Origin of the sequence: Loktanella sp. M215 (assembly GCF_021735925.1) — a bacterium.
Classification (GTDB): Bacteria; Pseudomonadota; Alphaproteobacteria; order Rhodobacterales; family Rhodobacteraceae; genus Loktanella.
In genome coordinates this window covers 3,677,517-3,690,596 of the sequence record NZ_WMEA01000001.1, presented here as the reverse complement: position 1 = coordinate 3,690,596, position 13,080 = coordinate 3,677,517, and the positions used below count along the sequence as shown (strand labels likewise).

The window sequence follows — 13,080 nt, the reverse complement described above, 5'->3', positions numbered from 1 at the left end:
GCGATCGGTGGAAAACGCCGCGAACGTCGTCAGACTAGCCGAACCCTTAATGCCGCTGCTCTGTCGGTCGGAATAGCGCGGGTTTCAAAGTGGCAAACCAGGATTTAAAAATGATCGGAATCCTGTCAGAAAACCGCGGTCCCGCAAAGTGCGCCGGCTGATTGCCAAGCTATCCGGATGTCCGGACAGGTGACACGTCCTCAGGCGGCAGACTGACTGATCGAGATCGCGTCGCGGCCATTTGCCTTGGCGCAATAGAGCGCTGCATCCGCCCGCTTGAACAGATCGTCGAGATTTTCGATCATGCCGCAATTAAGCCTGTCGAGTGCAACGCCGACGGAAATCGTCACATGCAGATCCTGCCGGTTTTCGCCGATTGAAAAGGGGCGCACGTTCACGAGGCGGCGCAGCCGCTGTGCCGCCGCTTTCGCTTCCGACAGGCTGGTCTGCGGCATGGCGATCAGGAACTCCTCTCCTCCGATGCGGGCGACGAGGTCTTCGGGGCGAAAGTTCTGCTTCAGCCGGTCAGCCAGACCGCGCAGCACCATGTCGCCCGCGGCGTGGCCGAACCCGTCGTTGATGCGCTTGAAATGGTCGATGTCGATCATCATCAGCGCATATTCACGCCCCACGGCGCGGGCCTGTTTGGCGATGTGGCGCAGATGCGTTTCTGCATAGCGCCGGTTGTAGAGGCCCGTCAGAGGGTCGGTGATCGCGGCGTGCAACCCGTCGCGCAGGCTGTCGCGCAATCGGTCCTGATCCATCTTGTGCCGGACCAGCGCCTTGGCGCGCAGCACGAGCTCCTGGGTACCAACCGACCCCAGGATCACGTCATCGGCGCCGAGATCAAGCAGCATGGCGGCCGCTTCGGTCTGCTGGGACGGCAGGAGGACCATCTGCGTGGCGAGCCGTGTCGATTGCCGTGCCCGCAGGTCCGCGACGAGCCTGAACAGCTGGCGTGCCCTGAAGCCGCCGACCGTGGCATCAATCATGAAGAGGTCCGTCTTCCCGACGTCGCTGGCATCGATCAGCGCGTCGTCAGAGGTAATGACCCGGATCGACTGACCAAGCCCCGCCCGCAAATCTGCGGAAAGGGCCGCCGCCGCAGTCGGTGCATCCGACAGCAGGGTGATGCGGGCCGGTGTGATCAGCAGGGCCGAGGCTTCCTCGAACCCGAAATTGCGGTTCGTCCCGTCGCGCATCTGCAGTTCGCGCGACATGTTCCGCCGGCGCATCAGGCTGCGCACGCGCGCCAGCAGCAGCGTGTCGCTGATCGGGCGCGGCAGCACATCATCGGCGCCGGCATCGAGCGCGCTGAATCGGGCGGTGGCGGTGTCCAGCACACCCACGGATATGATCGCGATATTGGCGGTGGCCACATCGGCGCGAAGCCCTCGGCAGAAGGCATGGCCTTCGCCCTGCGCATCGGTCAGATTGATCAGCACCAGATCGGGCTGGGACATCGCAATCCGACTGGCCGCTTCGGCGCAGGAGGCCACGGCATCGACCTCATACCTTGCAGCCAGCATCTTGACCCGCAGAACGATACGGTTGGTCGAAACGGAATCGACGATCAATATTTTGCCGGACATCTTGCAATCCTTCACTGACGGTTTCACCATCGCCCGGTCAGATTGCGCGAGATGTATTAAAAAAGTGTTCACCTTCGGAAATGGATTATAGATGACGCCGGAAACCGCCGAAGTGCTGGCCTTGCAGGCGCTGGCCCATGTCGCTGCCGATGACGACCTGTCCGGTGCCTTCATGGGGGGCAGCGGACTGTCGCCGGACGATCTGCGGCAAGGCGCGTCGGACCCGGTCTTCCTCGCGTCGGTGCTGGATTTCCTGACCCAGCGCGATGACTGGGTGATGGCCTTCTGCGATGCGCACGGGTTGCCCTATGATGCCCCTCTGCGCGCGCGCTATGCCCTGCCGGGGGCAGAGCAGGTGCATTGGACTTGATGGTGCCCTTCAGGAAGTATCCTGCATGATCAAGGGCTTGATCTTTGACAAGGACGGCACGCTGTTCGATTTCAATGCCACCTGGGGTGTTTTCACGCGCCGTTTATTGGTGTCGGAGGCGGCGGGCGATGCCACCCGCCTGGACCGGTTGGCGACCGTGCTTGGCTATGATCTGTCGATGAATCGGTTCCGGCCCGGCAGCCTCGTGATTGCAGAGCCAATCGACGTCGTGGCCCGCGCTGTCCTGTCGGTGACGGGGCCGGGCGATCTCGGCGCGCTCATTGCGCGGATGAACGCCTTTTCCGCCGACGTGCCGCAGCAACCGGCAACCGATCTTGCGCCCCTCATGGCGCGGCTGCGGGCCATGGGGCAAACGCTGGGCGTGGTCACGAACGACGCCGAAGACCCGGCGATGCGGCATCTGGAGGATGCGGGCATTCTGGATGAGATGGCCTTTGTCGCGGGCTACGACAGCGGGCACGGCGCCAAACCCTCTGCCGCGCCCTTGCTGGCCTTTTGCAAGGCGACAGGACTGCGCCCGATGGATTGTGCGATGATCGGTGACAGCCCCCATGATCTGACGGCCGGGCGCGCCGCCGGCATGACCTGCGTGGGGGTGCTGACCGGGCCGGCCAGCCGCGACGACCTGTCGCCGCTGGCCGATATCGTGTTGGACAGCGTTGCGGATCTGCCGATCTGGCTGGCCCGCCTGATCTGAATGGGATCCCCTGCGGGCATCAGAACGGCGCGCGCCGCACACGATTTCCTGATCAAGAGCAACTTTTTCTGCACCTCTCTCGTGGTTGCCACATCGCAGGTCACAACGACCTGCCGGGAAGAGAGAAAGAGACAATACATGTCGATGAAAACAAAGCTGATGACCGCCGCTGCCGTGTTCGCACTGTCCACCGGTGCGGCCTTTGCCGAATCCCACATGAGCGCCGACGGCAATCCGATGGTGGGTGGTGCCGAGATGTTCCCGACCAAGACGATCGTTGAAAACGCCTCGACCGCCGAGAACCTGACCACGCTGGTTGCCGCCGTGCAGGCTGCGGGTCTGGTGGAAACGCTGTCTGGCACCGGCCCGTTCACTGTCTTCGCACCGACGAATGACGCCTTCGCCAAGCTGGACCAGACGCAGGTCGCGGAACTGATGAAGCCGGAAAATCAGGCTGCCCTTGCCAAGATTCTGACCTGCCATGTCGTTGCGGCCGATGCGATGTCGGATGCGATCATGGGCATGATTGCCGACGATAACGGCACGCACGCCGTGACCACGGTGGGCGGCTGCGTTTTGCAGGCCAAGATGGACGGCGACATGATCACCCTGACCGACGAGCGCGGACAGGTGGCGACGGTTACCCAGGCCGACGTCAAGCAGTCGAACGGCGTCGTGCACGTCATCGACACGGTGATGCTGCCGGCAGAGTAATCTGCATCCTGTCAGGCGACCCTGACGGATCGACCCCGCCTTGTCGTGCGACAGGGCGGGGTTTTTGTTTGCGACGGGCCGTGTCCTGCCTGAAAGCTGCAAGCTCGAGAGCCCTTTGGGAACATTCTGACGGGGATGCTCGTTGTAGGGGCATAGCAGGACAACAAAACCTGCATGTATCTATGAAAGAGAGTTTTTTTATGTCGATGACAAGCAAACTGATGGCCGCCGTTGCCGCTCTGAGCCTGACAGCAGGCGCCGCTGCAGCCGAGTCCCACATGAGCGCCGCCGGCAACCCGATGGTTGACGGTGTCGAGATGATGCCCGACATGACGATCGTCGAAAACGCATCCAATGCTGGCAACCTTTCGACACTGGTTGCCGCCGTGCAGGCCGCCGGTCTGGTCGATACGCTGTCGGGTGAAGGCCCGTTCACCGTGCTGGCCCCGACGAACGACGCCTTCGCCAAGCTCGATCCCGCGCAGCTGGAAGAGTTGATGAAGCCGGAAAATCAGGCGGCACTGGCCAAGATCCTGACCTGCCACGTCATTCCCGGCGCGATGAACACCGAAGAACTGGCCGGTCAGTTCGGTAACGAGGGTGGCGAGCAGGAGCTTGAGACCGTCGGCGGTTGCAAGGTGACGATCCGCAAGGACGCCGTGAAGGCCGTGGGTGAAGAGCACTTTACCATCACCGACGAACGTGGTCAGGTCGCCGAGATCGTGACACCCGACGTGATCCAGTCGAATGGCGTCGTCCATGTGATCGACACCGTGATGCTGCCGGCCGAATAAGCCGACACGTCATCGACCATCACGTCGATCAGGCCTCCCGCGGTTGCCCGCGGGAGGCCTTTTTCATGCAAATTCCGCGAGGTAGGCGGCAATGATGTCGCGCGCAGCCAGCAGGTCGGTGCGATGAACCATCTCTGTCACCGTGTGAATGTAGCGCGTGCCGACGACGATCCCGACCGCGCGCGCCCCGGCTGCCGCCTGTTGCGCCGCAGCGCCATCCTGACCGCCCGCCGCCAGCATCGTGCGCTGGTAGGGGATGCCCTTTGCCTCGGCCAGGGCGGCGATGTCGCGCACGAGGCCCTTGTCCGCGATGAAGGAACTGTCGCGCACATGCAGGCCGAAGCCCAGACCGTGGCGTGTCGTCGCGTCCTTGTCGGGGATGCCCGGCGTGTCGCAGGCCAGCGTCGTGTCGATGCCCAGACCGATATCGGGCCGCACGGCGAAGGCCGCGGTGCGCGCGCCGCGCAGACCGACCTCTTCCTGACAGGTGAAGGCCACGTGGATTTCCGCGCCGCGACCGCCGTCGCCCAAAGCGCGCATCGCCTCGATCCCGAGCCAGCATGCGACGCGGTTGTCGAGTGCCTTGCTGACGAAGGTGTCGCCCATCTCGAGGAAGGGTTCGTCCATGACGACGAAATCGCCGACCTTGACGCGGTCCTTCGCCGCCAGACCCAACCCTGTGTCGATAAAGAACTCGCCGACCTCCGGCACCTTCTTGCGGTCTTCCGCGCTCGAGATGTGGATCGGCTTGCCGCCCGGGTTCATCACGCCCTTCAGGTCGCCGTCGTCTGTGCAGACCAGCACCCGGCGCGAAAACAGGTTGCGCGGATCGAAACCGCCGACGGGCTGGACGTAAAGATAGCCCTTGTCGTCGATGTGGCTGACCAGAAAGCCGATCTCGTCCATGTGGCAAAGCAGCATGATACGCGGCGCATCCGGGCGCGCGGCGTCGCGCCGGCACAGCAGGTTGCCCATCGGGTCGACCTCCGTGTGGTCGAAAAGGTCCGCGATCTCTGACTGGATCAGGGCGCGGACGCGGTCTTCGTGCCCGGGGACGCCGGGCATTTCGCACAGCCGCTTCAGCAGATCGATGTTCATGGGGTCATCCTGTGGTTTTGAAGGGTGACGCTGTGGTAGGCCCGCCGTGCGCCCGATGCAATGCGGCGGGTTTTCGCGGATGGGCTGCACCTTTCGGTGATCCCGCCGAATGAAGATGGAAATGAGCTGTGGAAGCGTGTATTCTGCATGAAATCGCGCGAAAAGCGCAAGCAGCAGGCACTTATCCCCAAGAAACGACTTTACAGACCGTCCTCGCGGCAGCACCATATCTCGTAGGGGACTAACAAGAACCATACCGTCACTAGAGCAGTGGCATAGTGCTGGGGACGCAACGCGGGACCGGTACATGAAAGAGGCAAATGACATGGCATTGATCGAGCAGTATTTCGACACCGACGACCTGCATCCCATCGACCTGGTGGAGCATCTGGCCGAACACCATGCGTGGGAATTCGACCGGCTGGCCGACAACCAGATCGCGATGGCCGTCGAGGGGCAGTGGCGCACCTATGCGATCACCCTGTCCTGGTCAGACCGTGACGAGACGCTGCGGCTGATCTGCACCTTCGAGATGGAGCCGCCCGCGCACCGCACGCAGGCCCTGTTCGAGGCCCTGAACACGATCAACGACGACAGCTGGGCTGGCACGTTCACTTGGTGGCCCGAGCAGAAGATGATGGTCTATCGCTACGGTCTGGTCTTGGCGGGCGAGCAGATCGCAAGCCCCGAACAGATCGACACGATGATCCATACGGCGGTCACAAGCTGCGAGCGGTACTATCCCGCGTTGCAACTGGTCACCTGGGCCGAGCGGACCCCGGCGGAAGCGATCCGGATCGCCATCGGCGAGGCCTACGGGCGCGCCTGAGGTTTTGCGCCGCGCTGTCGCGCGTCGCGACGCCGGGGGGCCTGCGGCCCCCCGGACCCCCCGCACCCCCGAGGGATTTGGAACGAGAAGATGCCATCCCGGCGCCTTCTTGGCGTTGTTTCCGGACAGATCGCTGCCTAGAGTGTCGGGGAAAATTGGGAAAAGACAGATGAATATGGATGACGTTGCACGCCGTGGGCTTGTCCTGCTGGGCTGTGGCAAGATGGGGTCGGCGCTGTTGGACGGCTGGCTGAAGGGCGGTCTGCCCGCGACCAGCGTCTGGGTGCTGGATCCGTCGCCAAGCGACTGGGCCAGCGGGACCGGCGTGCATGTCAATGCGGGCATGCCCGACAATCCGGCCGTGGCGCTGGTCGCGGTCAAGCCGCAGACGATGGGGGCAGCACTGCCGTCGATGCAGGCGCTGGGCGGGGGCGGGACGCTTTTCGTTTCGGTCGCGGCGGGCACGCCGCTGGTGCGTTTTGCGCAGACGTTCGGAGAAGCCACGCCCGTCGTGCGGACGATGCCGAACACGCCTGCGGCCATCGGGCGGGGTATTTCGGCGCTGATTGGCAACGCCGCCGCGACCGAGGCGCATCTGGCCCTGGCCGAGGCGCTGATGGGGGCGGTGGGCCAGACGGTGCGGCTGGAGGAGGAATCCCAGATGGATGCCGTGACCGCCGTAAGCGGGTCGGGCCCGGCCTATGTCTTTCACCTGATCGAGACACTTGCCGCGGCTGGGGTGGAGCAGGGGCTGGCGCCGGACCTGGCCATGGCGCTGGCCAAGGCGACCGTCGGCGGCGCAGGGCAACTGGCCGAAGACAGCCCCGAGGACCCCGCCCAGCTCCGCCGCAACGTGACCAGCCCGAATGGGACCACGCAGGCCGCGCTGGAGGTGCTGATGGATGCTGCGACCGGATTCCCGCCGCTTTTGACCCGCGCCGTGACAGCCGCGGCCACACGCAGCCGGGAGCTTGCACGTGACTGAGATCTCATTCGACGACTTCATGAAGGTTGACGTCCGGGTTGGGCGCGTCACGCGGGCCGAACCCTATCCCGAGGCCCGCAAGCCCGCGATCAAGCTTTGGATCGATTTTGGTGGCGAGATCGGAGAGCGCAAGACCAGCGCGCAACTGACGGTCCACTATACGCCGGACACGCTGGTGGGGCGGATGGTCTGCGCCGTGGTGAACTTTCCGCCGCGCCAGATCGGCAAGTTCATGTCAGAGGTTCTGGTTCTGGGGATGCCGGATGCCGAAGGTGCGGTCGTTCTGGTGACGCCGGATCAGGACGTTCCTGCCGGAGGGCGCTTGCATTGAAACGTCTTCTGTTGACCCGAACCTTTCCGGACGCGACGATTGCCGCCGCGCGTGCCATATTCGATGTGACCTTGCGCGACAGCACTGTGGGGCTGACCGCGGCCGAGGCGGCGGAGGCGATGCAGCACCACGATGCGATTCTGTGCACGCTGGGCGACGCCTTCACCGCCGAGGCTTTTGCCACGAATCATCTGCGCTGCGGCATGATCGCGAGTTTTGGCGTCGGCCATAACCACATCGACCTTGCTGCGGCGCAACGGGCGGGTGTTCAGGTGTCGAACACGCCCGATGTCGTGACCGATGCCACCGCTGACATTGCGATGACGCTGATCCTGATGGCGGCCCGGCGGGCGGGCGAGGGCGAGCGTCTGGTCCGTGCGGGCGGCTGGACCGGTTGGCATCCGACGCAGATGCTGGGCGCGCATGTCACGGGCAAGCGGCTGGGGATCATCGGCATGGGCCGGATCGGGCAGGCGGTCGCGCGGCGGGCGCACTACGGTTTCGATATGAAGGTGATCTATTTCAATCGCTCGGAAAAGGACGTCGATGTGCCGTCCCGTCAGGTGCCCGATCTGCACAGCCTGATGAGCCAGTCCGACGTGGTCGTGGTGACGGTCCCCGGCGGAGGTGACAACGCGCATCTGATTGATGCCGCGGCGCTGGCACAACTGGACGATGGTGCGATCTTCGTGAACGTGGCGCGGGGTGACGTGGTGGACGAGGGCGCCTTGATCGCGGAACTGACGCGCGGTCGGATAAGGGCAGGGCTGGACGTCTATGCGCACGAACCAAGTGTTCCCGCGGCTTTGACCACATTGGAAAATGTCGTGTTGCTGCCGCACCTTGGCACGGCAGCGCTGGAGGTTCGGGAGGCCATGGGCCAGATGGCGCTGGACAATGTCATCGCCTGGGCTGCGGGCCAACGGCCGCCGCAGGCGCTGTGGATGCCCTAGCGGGGCAACATTCGCCGCAGGACCGCTTTGTCATCGGCGATGAAGTGATGATAGATCGCGCCCAAGATATGCAGGGCGATCAGCGCCAGCAGCACCTTGCCGGCTATGTCGTGAACACCCGCCAGTGAATCTGACGGGATGAACCACGCCAGCGCGCCCACAATGGGCATGCCAATCAGGATCGCGTAGAACAGCCAGTGCGTTGCGCGACTGACGGTCTGGATCACGCTCGCCGATTCGGGTGGCGGCGGGATATCCGTCGTCAGACGCAGGCCGAGGCGCCACAACATCAGGACTCCGATGGTCGCCCCCAACAGCGCATGAAAGATTGCGCCTGTGGTCCAGCCGGTCCCGATTTCGATGTTTTCGAGCTTGGCGTCGAACGCCGCGCCCATATTGTCTGCAAAGACAATCTGGATCGCCACCGCCACGGCCATCAGCCAGTGCAGCATCATGTGGGGAGCGGTGTATTTCGTGGATGACATGGGCTGTTCCTGACGGGCGAACACACTCTGCCCGCAGGTTCAAACGCTAGAGCAGGCGGTCCGGTTCCGCCCCCTCCATCGCCGCGCGCCAGTGTCTGCGGCACAGCGAGACATAGCGGTCGTTTCCGCCGACCTGCACCTGATCGCCCGCCTGCACCACGCGCCCCTGCGCGTCGCGGCGCACGACCATGGTAGCCTTGCGTCCGCAATGGCAGATCGTGCGGACCTCTCGCATTTCATCCGCCAGCGCCAGCAGTGTGGCAGAGCCGGGAAAGAGCTGCCCCTGAAAATCGACCCGCAGGCCGAAGCACATGACCGGCACGTCCAGATCGTCGACGACGCGGGCCAGTTGCCAGACCTGATCTGGGTCCAGAAACTGCGCCTCGTCCACGAAGATGCAGGCGCAGGGGGTTTTCAGGCGCCGTTCGATCATCGTGTAAAGGTTGTCGCCGGGGGCATAGGTGTCGGCGGGCTGGGCGATGCCGATGCGGCTGGCGATCCGGCCCTGTCCCGCGCGCGTGTCCAGCCGGGCGGTCATCAGATAGGTCTGCATCCCGCGTTCGACATAGTTGTGGCTGGCCTGCAGCAGCACGGTCGATTTGCCCGCGTTCATCGTGGAATAATTGAAATAGAGTTTTGCCATGGCTGGGGTGATAGCGGCGACCATACGGGGTTTGCAAGAACCGGCGTGCTGACATCTCCTGCGGCTTTGGCTATGCGGTCACGGACTCTTGCCAAGGACGCGCCCCATGACCGAAGACATGCCGAACCTGCTCGCTGATCAACTGCATCCTATCGACCCCGATGACTATGCGGCACCGGGCGATCCGCGCCATCCCCCGCGCATTCTGATCCTGACCGGATCGCTGCGCCCCGTCAGCTATTCCCGCCTGACGGCAGAGGAGGGCGCCCGTGTGTTGCGTGCACTCGGGTGCGAGGTGCGCACCTTCGATCCCACCGGCCTGCCGCTACCGGACGAGGCGAACACGGACCACCCCAAGGTGCGCGAATTGCGCGACCTGGCGCTGTGGTGCGAAGGCATGGTCTGGTCCAGTCCGGAACGACACGGCGCCATGACGGCGGTGATGAAGGCGCAGATCGACTGGATCCCGTTGGCCCCCATTGGCGGCATCAGGCCCACCCAAGGTAAGACGCTGGCCTTGATGCAGGTCTGCGGCGGATCGCAATCCTTCAACACGGTCAACCAGATGCGGATCCTCGGACGCTGGATGCGGATGGTGACGATCCCGAACCAGTCGTCGGTCCCGATGGCCTTCAAGCAGTTCGCGGACGGGCGCATGCTGCCCGGTCCCCTCTACAACCGCATCGTCGACGTGATGGAGGAACTGGTCCGTTTTACCTGGCTGACCCGTGGCCGCCCGCAACTGACCGACCGCTATTCGGAACGGGTGGAAACGCTGGAGGATGTCCACAAACGCGTGACCTCCTGACGGGGAACATGTGCCGGTCCGACCTGTTGTGTCCCGCAGATGACAAGAACAGGAGACATGCAGATGTCCGACATTCCCACCAAGACTTTCACCGACGGTCACTCCATCCCGGCCTTCGGCCTCGGGATCTGGCAGGTGCCGCAAGAGGAGACGGCCCGCGTCGTGCGCGAAAGCATCAACATGGGCTATCCGCTGATCGACGGCGCCGCCGCCTACAAGAATGAAGAGCAGTTGGGCGAGGGTATCCGGTCGTCGGACACATCGCGCGACGACCTCTTCATCACGTCGAAGGTCTGGAACGACGGCATGGATTACGATGCGGTGCGCCGCGCCGTGGGCGAGAGCTTGAAGCGGATCGGCCTGGAAAAGCTCGACCTGATGCTGATCCACTGGCCCTTTCCAAAGCAGGACGCCTATGTCGACGCATGGAAGGCGCTGATCGCCGCGCGTGACGACGGGGAAGTCACATCCATCGGCGTGTGCAATTTCCACGATGCGCACCTGAAGCGGATCATCGACGAGACGGGAGAGGCGCCCGTGCTGAACCAGATCGAAGTGAACCCGATGCTGCAGCAGGCCAAGATGCTGAAGGTCAACGCCGCCCATGACGTCGTGACGCAAAGCTGGTCGCCGCTGGGCAATGCACGGTCCTTCGATGCGGACCCGATCAAGGCGGTGGCAGAGCGCACCGGCAAGACCGCACCGCAGGTCATCCTGCGCTGGCACCTGCAGCGCGGCAACGCCGTGATCGCCCGATCGACCAAGACCGACCACCTGAAGGCGAACATGGCGATCTTCGATTTCGAGATCACGCAGGCCGAAATGGATGCGATCACCAAGCTGGATCAGGGCGAGCGCACCGGTCCCGACCCCGAGACGTTCAACGGCATGTAACGACGCGGTCGGGCGGGGTCAGACCCGCTCGACCACCACAGACCCCACCGAATACCCTGCGCCGAACGAACAGATGATCCCCAGATCGCCCGGCTGCAGATCGTCCGAATGTTGCGCAAAGGCGATGATCGACCCGGCAGAGGATGTATTGGCGTAGTCCTGCAGGATGTTCGGCTGCTCGCCCTGTTCAGGGTCGCGGCCCAGCACCTTTTTCCCGATATAGTCGTTCATCGCCTTGTTGGCCTGATGCAGCCAAAGGCGCTTCAGATCCTCGGCGGCGATCCCCTCGGCCTCCATATGGTCGGCCATGTGCTGGCTGACCATCGGCAGGACCTCTTTGAACACCTTGCGCCCGTTCTGCATGAACTGCATGTCGCGGCGGTCTTCCATCTGGTCGCGCGTACGACGCATGAAGCCCGCATTGTTGCGGATGTTGTTGCTGAACTGCGTGGCGCACCGCGTTGATCTGATGACGAAATGATCGCCGGCAGCGTCGTCGGCCCGCTGTAGCACCGTCGCCGTCGCGACATCGCCAAAGATGAAATGACAGTCCCGGTCGCGCCATTCCAGATGGGCGCTGGTGATCTCGGGGTTCACCACCACCGCCGTCCGCACCGATCCGGTGCGGATCATGTCGGCGGCGGTCTGGATGCCGAAGGTGGCCGATGAACAGGCGACATTCATGTCAAAGGCAAAGCCGCCCGCGCCGATCAATTGCTGGATTTCCACGGCCACTGCGGGGTAGGCGCGTTCGATGTTTGACGCGGCGCAGATCACCAGATCGACCTGATCCCCGGTGATCCCCGCCTGCGCCAAGGCGGTGTTGATCGCATCGACACCCGTTTCTGCCATCAGGCTCGGCTCGTCGTCGCTGCGCGCGCGAAAGTGCGGATACATGCGTGTAGGATCAAGCACGCCGGTCTTGTCGATCACGTGCCGCTGCTCGATCCCCGACGCCGCGACGATGAAATCGACCGAGGAATGGGGCTTTGCAGCGATTTCTCCGGCCGCGATCGCGTCCGCGTGCTCGGCATTGTAAAGGTCGGCATAGGCGTTGAACGCCGCGACGAGTTCGGCGTTGGTGATGACCTGTTCGGGGGTAAAGACCCCGGTGCCGGTGATGGCTGCACGATACATGAAAAGCCCCCTTGGATCGTGGCATTATTGCCGGTGATCGGCGGTGAAGTCCATCAGCCCTGCGACGGGTGCAGCAAGGTCACTTTACAGCGGCCGCGCAAGTGCGGCAGCCTGCCGCTGACGGACCAGAAGGAAGATCGCATGGCACAGTGGTATTACGTGAACGCAGGCGTCGAGACGGGACCGATCGACAAGGCGGCCTTCGCGGACCTCGTGCAGCGTGGCGTTGTCGGGTCCCATACGCTGGTCTGGACCGACACGCTGGAACACTGGGAACCGGCCCACCGGCATATCGACGGCGTGACGCCCCCCCGGCCCGATGTGCCGACGTCGCCCGCCTATGCGCCCGCTGATGATTCCGCCGAGGATTACCGACGGAAATCAGGGCTTGGCGATGCGTTCCGCCAGTTCTTTCACCGCTACGCGCAGTTCGGCGGGCGCAGCAATCGTGGCGCGTTCTGGTTCTGGCAACTCGACAACTTTCTGATCGGACTGGCGTTGGGGATCGTGGATGCAGCACTTTTCGGGTCCAACGGCGCCAGTCTCCTTGACGGGCTGTGGGTACTGGTGACGATCATCCCGTCCTTCGCGCTGAGCGCGCGGCGCCTGCATGACATCGACAAGTCGGGATGGTGGATCCTGCTGAGCTTCATCCCCCTGATCGGCTGGATCGTCCTGCTGGTCTGGTATTGCCGCGCACCTGACCCGCAGCCCAACCGCTTTGGCTGA

16 protein-coding genes are annotated in these 13,080 nt (G+C 63.7%); 11 read left to right on the top strand and 5 right to left on the bottom strand.

What is annotated here, in order from left to right; all coding sequences use genetic code 11:
• Positions 1–200: 200 nt before the first annotated feature.
• Entirely contained in the window at positions 201–1,592 is a 1,392-nt protein-coding gene (locus GLR48_RS18140; protein WP_237063523.1) for a diguanylate cyclase, read from the bottom strand.
• A 91-nt stretch (positions 1,593–1,683) separates the two neighbouring features.
• Between GLR48_RS18140 and GLR48_RS18135 the strand changes: the two genes are divergently transcribed.
• From GLR48_RS18135 to GLR48_RS18120, 4 genes are all read left to right on the top strand, one after another.
• Positions 1,684–1,962: a DUF3572 domain-containing protein gene (locus tag GLR48_RS18135; protein ID WP_237063521.1), complete on the top strand. Its 279-nt coding sequence runs from the start codon at positions 1,684–1,686 to the stop codon at positions 1,960–1,962.
• A 25-nt stretch (positions 1,963–1,987) separates the two neighbouring features.
• Positions 1,988–2,680, top strand: a complete 693-nt coding sequence (locus tag GLR48_RS18130; protein ID WP_237063519.1) for an HAD family hydrolase — start codon at positions 1,988–1,990, stop codon at positions 2,678–2,680.
• 144 nt (positions 2,681–2,824) lie between these two features.
• Positions 2,825–3,394, top strand: coding sequence for a fasciclin domain-containing protein (locus GLR48_RS18125; RefSeq protein WP_237064591.1), 570 nt, complete (start codon positions 2,825–2,827; stop codon positions 3,392–3,394).
• A 200-nt stretch (positions 3,395–3,594) separates the two neighbouring features.
• Positions 3,595–4,188 (top strand): fasciclin domain-containing protein, encoded by a 594-nt coding sequence (locus tag GLR48_RS18120; RefSeq protein ID WP_237063517.1) that lies wholly within the window; start codon positions 3,595–3,597, stop codon positions 4,186–4,188.
• Between the two features lie 63 nt (positions 4,189–4,251).
• Here the strand turns inward: GLR48_RS18120 and GLR48_RS18115 are convergent, their stop codons facing one another.
• Positions 4,252–5,286, bottom strand: a complete 1,035-nt coding sequence (locus GLR48_RS18115; protein WP_237063515.1) for a M42 family metallopeptidase — start codon at positions 5,284–5,286, stop codon at positions 4,252–4,254.
• Between the two features lie 325 nt (positions 5,287–5,611).
• Here GLR48_RS18115 and GLR48_RS18110 point away from each other — a divergent pair, with 325 nt between their 5' ends.
• The 4 genes from GLR48_RS18110 (at position 5,612) to GLR48_RS18095 (ending at position 8,384) form a co-directional block, all read left to right on the top strand.
• Positions 5,612–6,115, top strand: a complete 504-nt coding sequence (locus GLR48_RS18110) for a YbjN domain-containing protein (protein ID WP_237064590.1) — start codon at positions 5,612–5,614, stop codon at positions 6,113–6,115.
• A gap of 169 nt (positions 6,116–6,284) precedes the next feature.
• Entirely contained in the window at positions 6,285–7,100 is an 816-nt protein-coding gene (gene proC, locus GLR48_RS18105) for a pyrroline-5-carboxylate reductase (RefSeq protein WP_237063513.1), read from the top strand.
• Complete coding sequence (locus GLR48_RS18100) at positions 7,093–7,431, top strand: tRNA-binding protein (protein ID WP_237063512.1); 339 nt, start codon at positions 7,093–7,095, stop codon at positions 7,429–7,431. Before proC ends, GLR48_RS18100 begins: the two co-directional genes overlap by 8 nt.
• Positions 7,428–8,384, top strand: a complete 957-nt coding sequence (locus GLR48_RS18095; RefSeq protein ID WP_237063510.1) for a 2-hydroxyacid dehydrogenase — start codon at positions 7,428–7,430, stop codon at positions 8,382–8,384. Before GLR48_RS18100 ends, GLR48_RS18095 begins: the two co-directional genes overlap by 4 nt.
• Here GLR48_RS18095 and GLR48_RS18090 read toward each other — a convergent pair.
• Together GLR48_RS18090 and GLR48_RS18085 are read right to left on the bottom strand one after the other, a co-directional pair.
• Positions 8,381–8,869: a cytochrome b gene (locus tag GLR48_RS18090; protein WP_237063508.1), complete on the bottom strand. Its 489-nt coding sequence runs from the start codon at positions 8,867–8,869 to the stop codon at positions 8,381–8,383. The genes GLR48_RS18095 and GLR48_RS18090 overlap by 4 nt on opposite strands.
• Positions 8,870–8,915: 46 nt before the next feature.
• Positions 8,916–9,512, bottom strand: a complete 597-nt coding sequence (locus tag GLR48_RS18085) for a thymidine kinase (RefSeq protein WP_237063506.1) — start codon at positions 9,510–9,512, stop codon at positions 8,916–8,918.
• Positions 9,513–9,618: 106 nt separating this feature from the next.
• On the opposite strand from GLR48_RS18085, the gene arsH reads away from it, so the two are divergent.
• Both arsH and GLR48_RS18075 read left to right on the top strand, forming a co-directional pair.
• A complete protein-coding gene (gene arsH, locus GLR48_RS18080; protein ID WP_237063503.1) occupies positions 9,619–10,320 on the top strand; it encodes an arsenical resistance protein ArsH in 702 nt (233 codons plus the stop codon).
• Positions 10,321–10,383: 63 nt separating this feature from the next.
• The gene (locus GLR48_RS18075; protein ID WP_237063501.1) at positions 10,384–11,214 is read left to right on the top strand and encodes an aldo/keto reductase; all 831 of its coding nucleotides are present in this window, start codon (positions 10,384–10,386) and stop codon (positions 11,212–11,214) included.
• An 18-nt stretch (positions 11,215–11,232) separates the two neighbouring features.
• Here GLR48_RS18075 and GLR48_RS18070 read toward each other — a convergent pair whose 3' ends face one another.
• On the bottom strand, positions 11,233–12,351 hold the full coding sequence (locus tag GLR48_RS18070; protein ID WP_237063499.1) for a beta-ketoacyl-ACP synthase III: 1,119 nt from the start codon (positions 12,349–12,351) through the stop codon (positions 11,233–11,235).
• Positions 12,352–12,492: 141 nt separating this feature from the next.
• Between GLR48_RS18070 and GLR48_RS18065 the strand changes: the two genes are divergently transcribed.
• Positions 12,493–13,080: a DUF805 domain-containing protein gene (locus GLR48_RS18065; protein WP_237063497.1), complete on the top strand. Its 588-nt coding sequence runs from the start codon at positions 12,493–12,495 to the stop codon at positions 13,078–13,080.

Excerpts from the sequence above, each read along its gene's own strand:
- GLR48_RS18075 (WP_237063501.1), top strand. The coding sequence starts at position 10,384 with ATGTCCGACATTCCCACCAAGACTTTCACCGACGGTCACTCCATCCCG.
- GLR48_RS18070 (WP_237063499.1), bottom strand. The coding sequence starts at position 12,351 with ATGTATCGTGCAGCCATCACCGGCACCGGGGTCTTTACCCCCGAACAG.
- GLR48_RS18120 (WP_237063517.1), top strand. The coding sequence starts at position 3,595 with ATGTCGATGACAAGCAAACTGATGGCCGCCGTTGCCGCTCTGAGCCTG.
- GLR48_RS18065 (WP_237063497.1), top strand. The coding sequence starts at position 12,493 with ATGGCACAGTGGTATTACGTGAACGCAGGCGTCGAGACGGGACCGATC.
- GLR48_RS18110 (WP_237064590.1), top strand. The coding sequence starts at position 5,612 with ATGGCATTGATCGAGCAGTATTTCGACACCGACGACCTGCATCCCATC.
- GLR48_RS18090 (WP_237063508.1), bottom strand. The coding sequence starts at position 8,869 with ATGTCATCCACGAAATACACCGCTCCCCACATGATGCTGCACTGGCTG.
- GLR48_RS18115 (WP_237063515.1), bottom strand. The coding sequence starts at position 5,286 with ATGAACATCGATCTGCTGAAGCGGCTGTGCGAAATGCCCGGCGTCCCC.
- proC (WP_237063513.1), top strand. The coding sequence starts at position 6,285 with ATGAATATGGATGACGTTGCACGCCGTGGGCTTGTCCTGCTGGGCTGT.
- arsH (WP_237063503.1), top strand. The coding sequence starts at position 9,619 with ATGACCGAAGACATGCCGAACCTGCTCGCTGATCAACTGCATCCTATC.
- GLR48_RS18140 (WP_237063523.1), bottom strand. The coding sequence starts at position 1,592 with ATGTCCGGCAAAATATTGATCGTCGATTCCGTTTCGACCAACCGTATC.
- GLR48_RS18125 (WP_237064591.1), top strand. The coding sequence starts at position 2,825 with ATGAAAACAAAGCTGATGACCGCCGCTGCCGTGTTCGCACTGTCCACC.
- GLR48_RS18135 (WP_237063521.1), top strand. The coding sequence starts at position 1,684 with ATGACGCCGGAAACCGCCGAAGTGCTGGCCTTGCAGGCGCTGGCCCAT.
- GLR48_RS18130 (WP_237063519.1), top strand. The coding sequence starts at position 1,988 with ATGATCAAGGGCTTGATCTTTGACAAGGACGGCACGCTGTTCGATTTC.
- GLR48_RS18085 (WP_237063506.1), bottom strand. The coding sequence starts at position 9,512 with ATGGCAAAACTCTATTTCAATTATTCCACGATGAACGCGGGCAAATCG.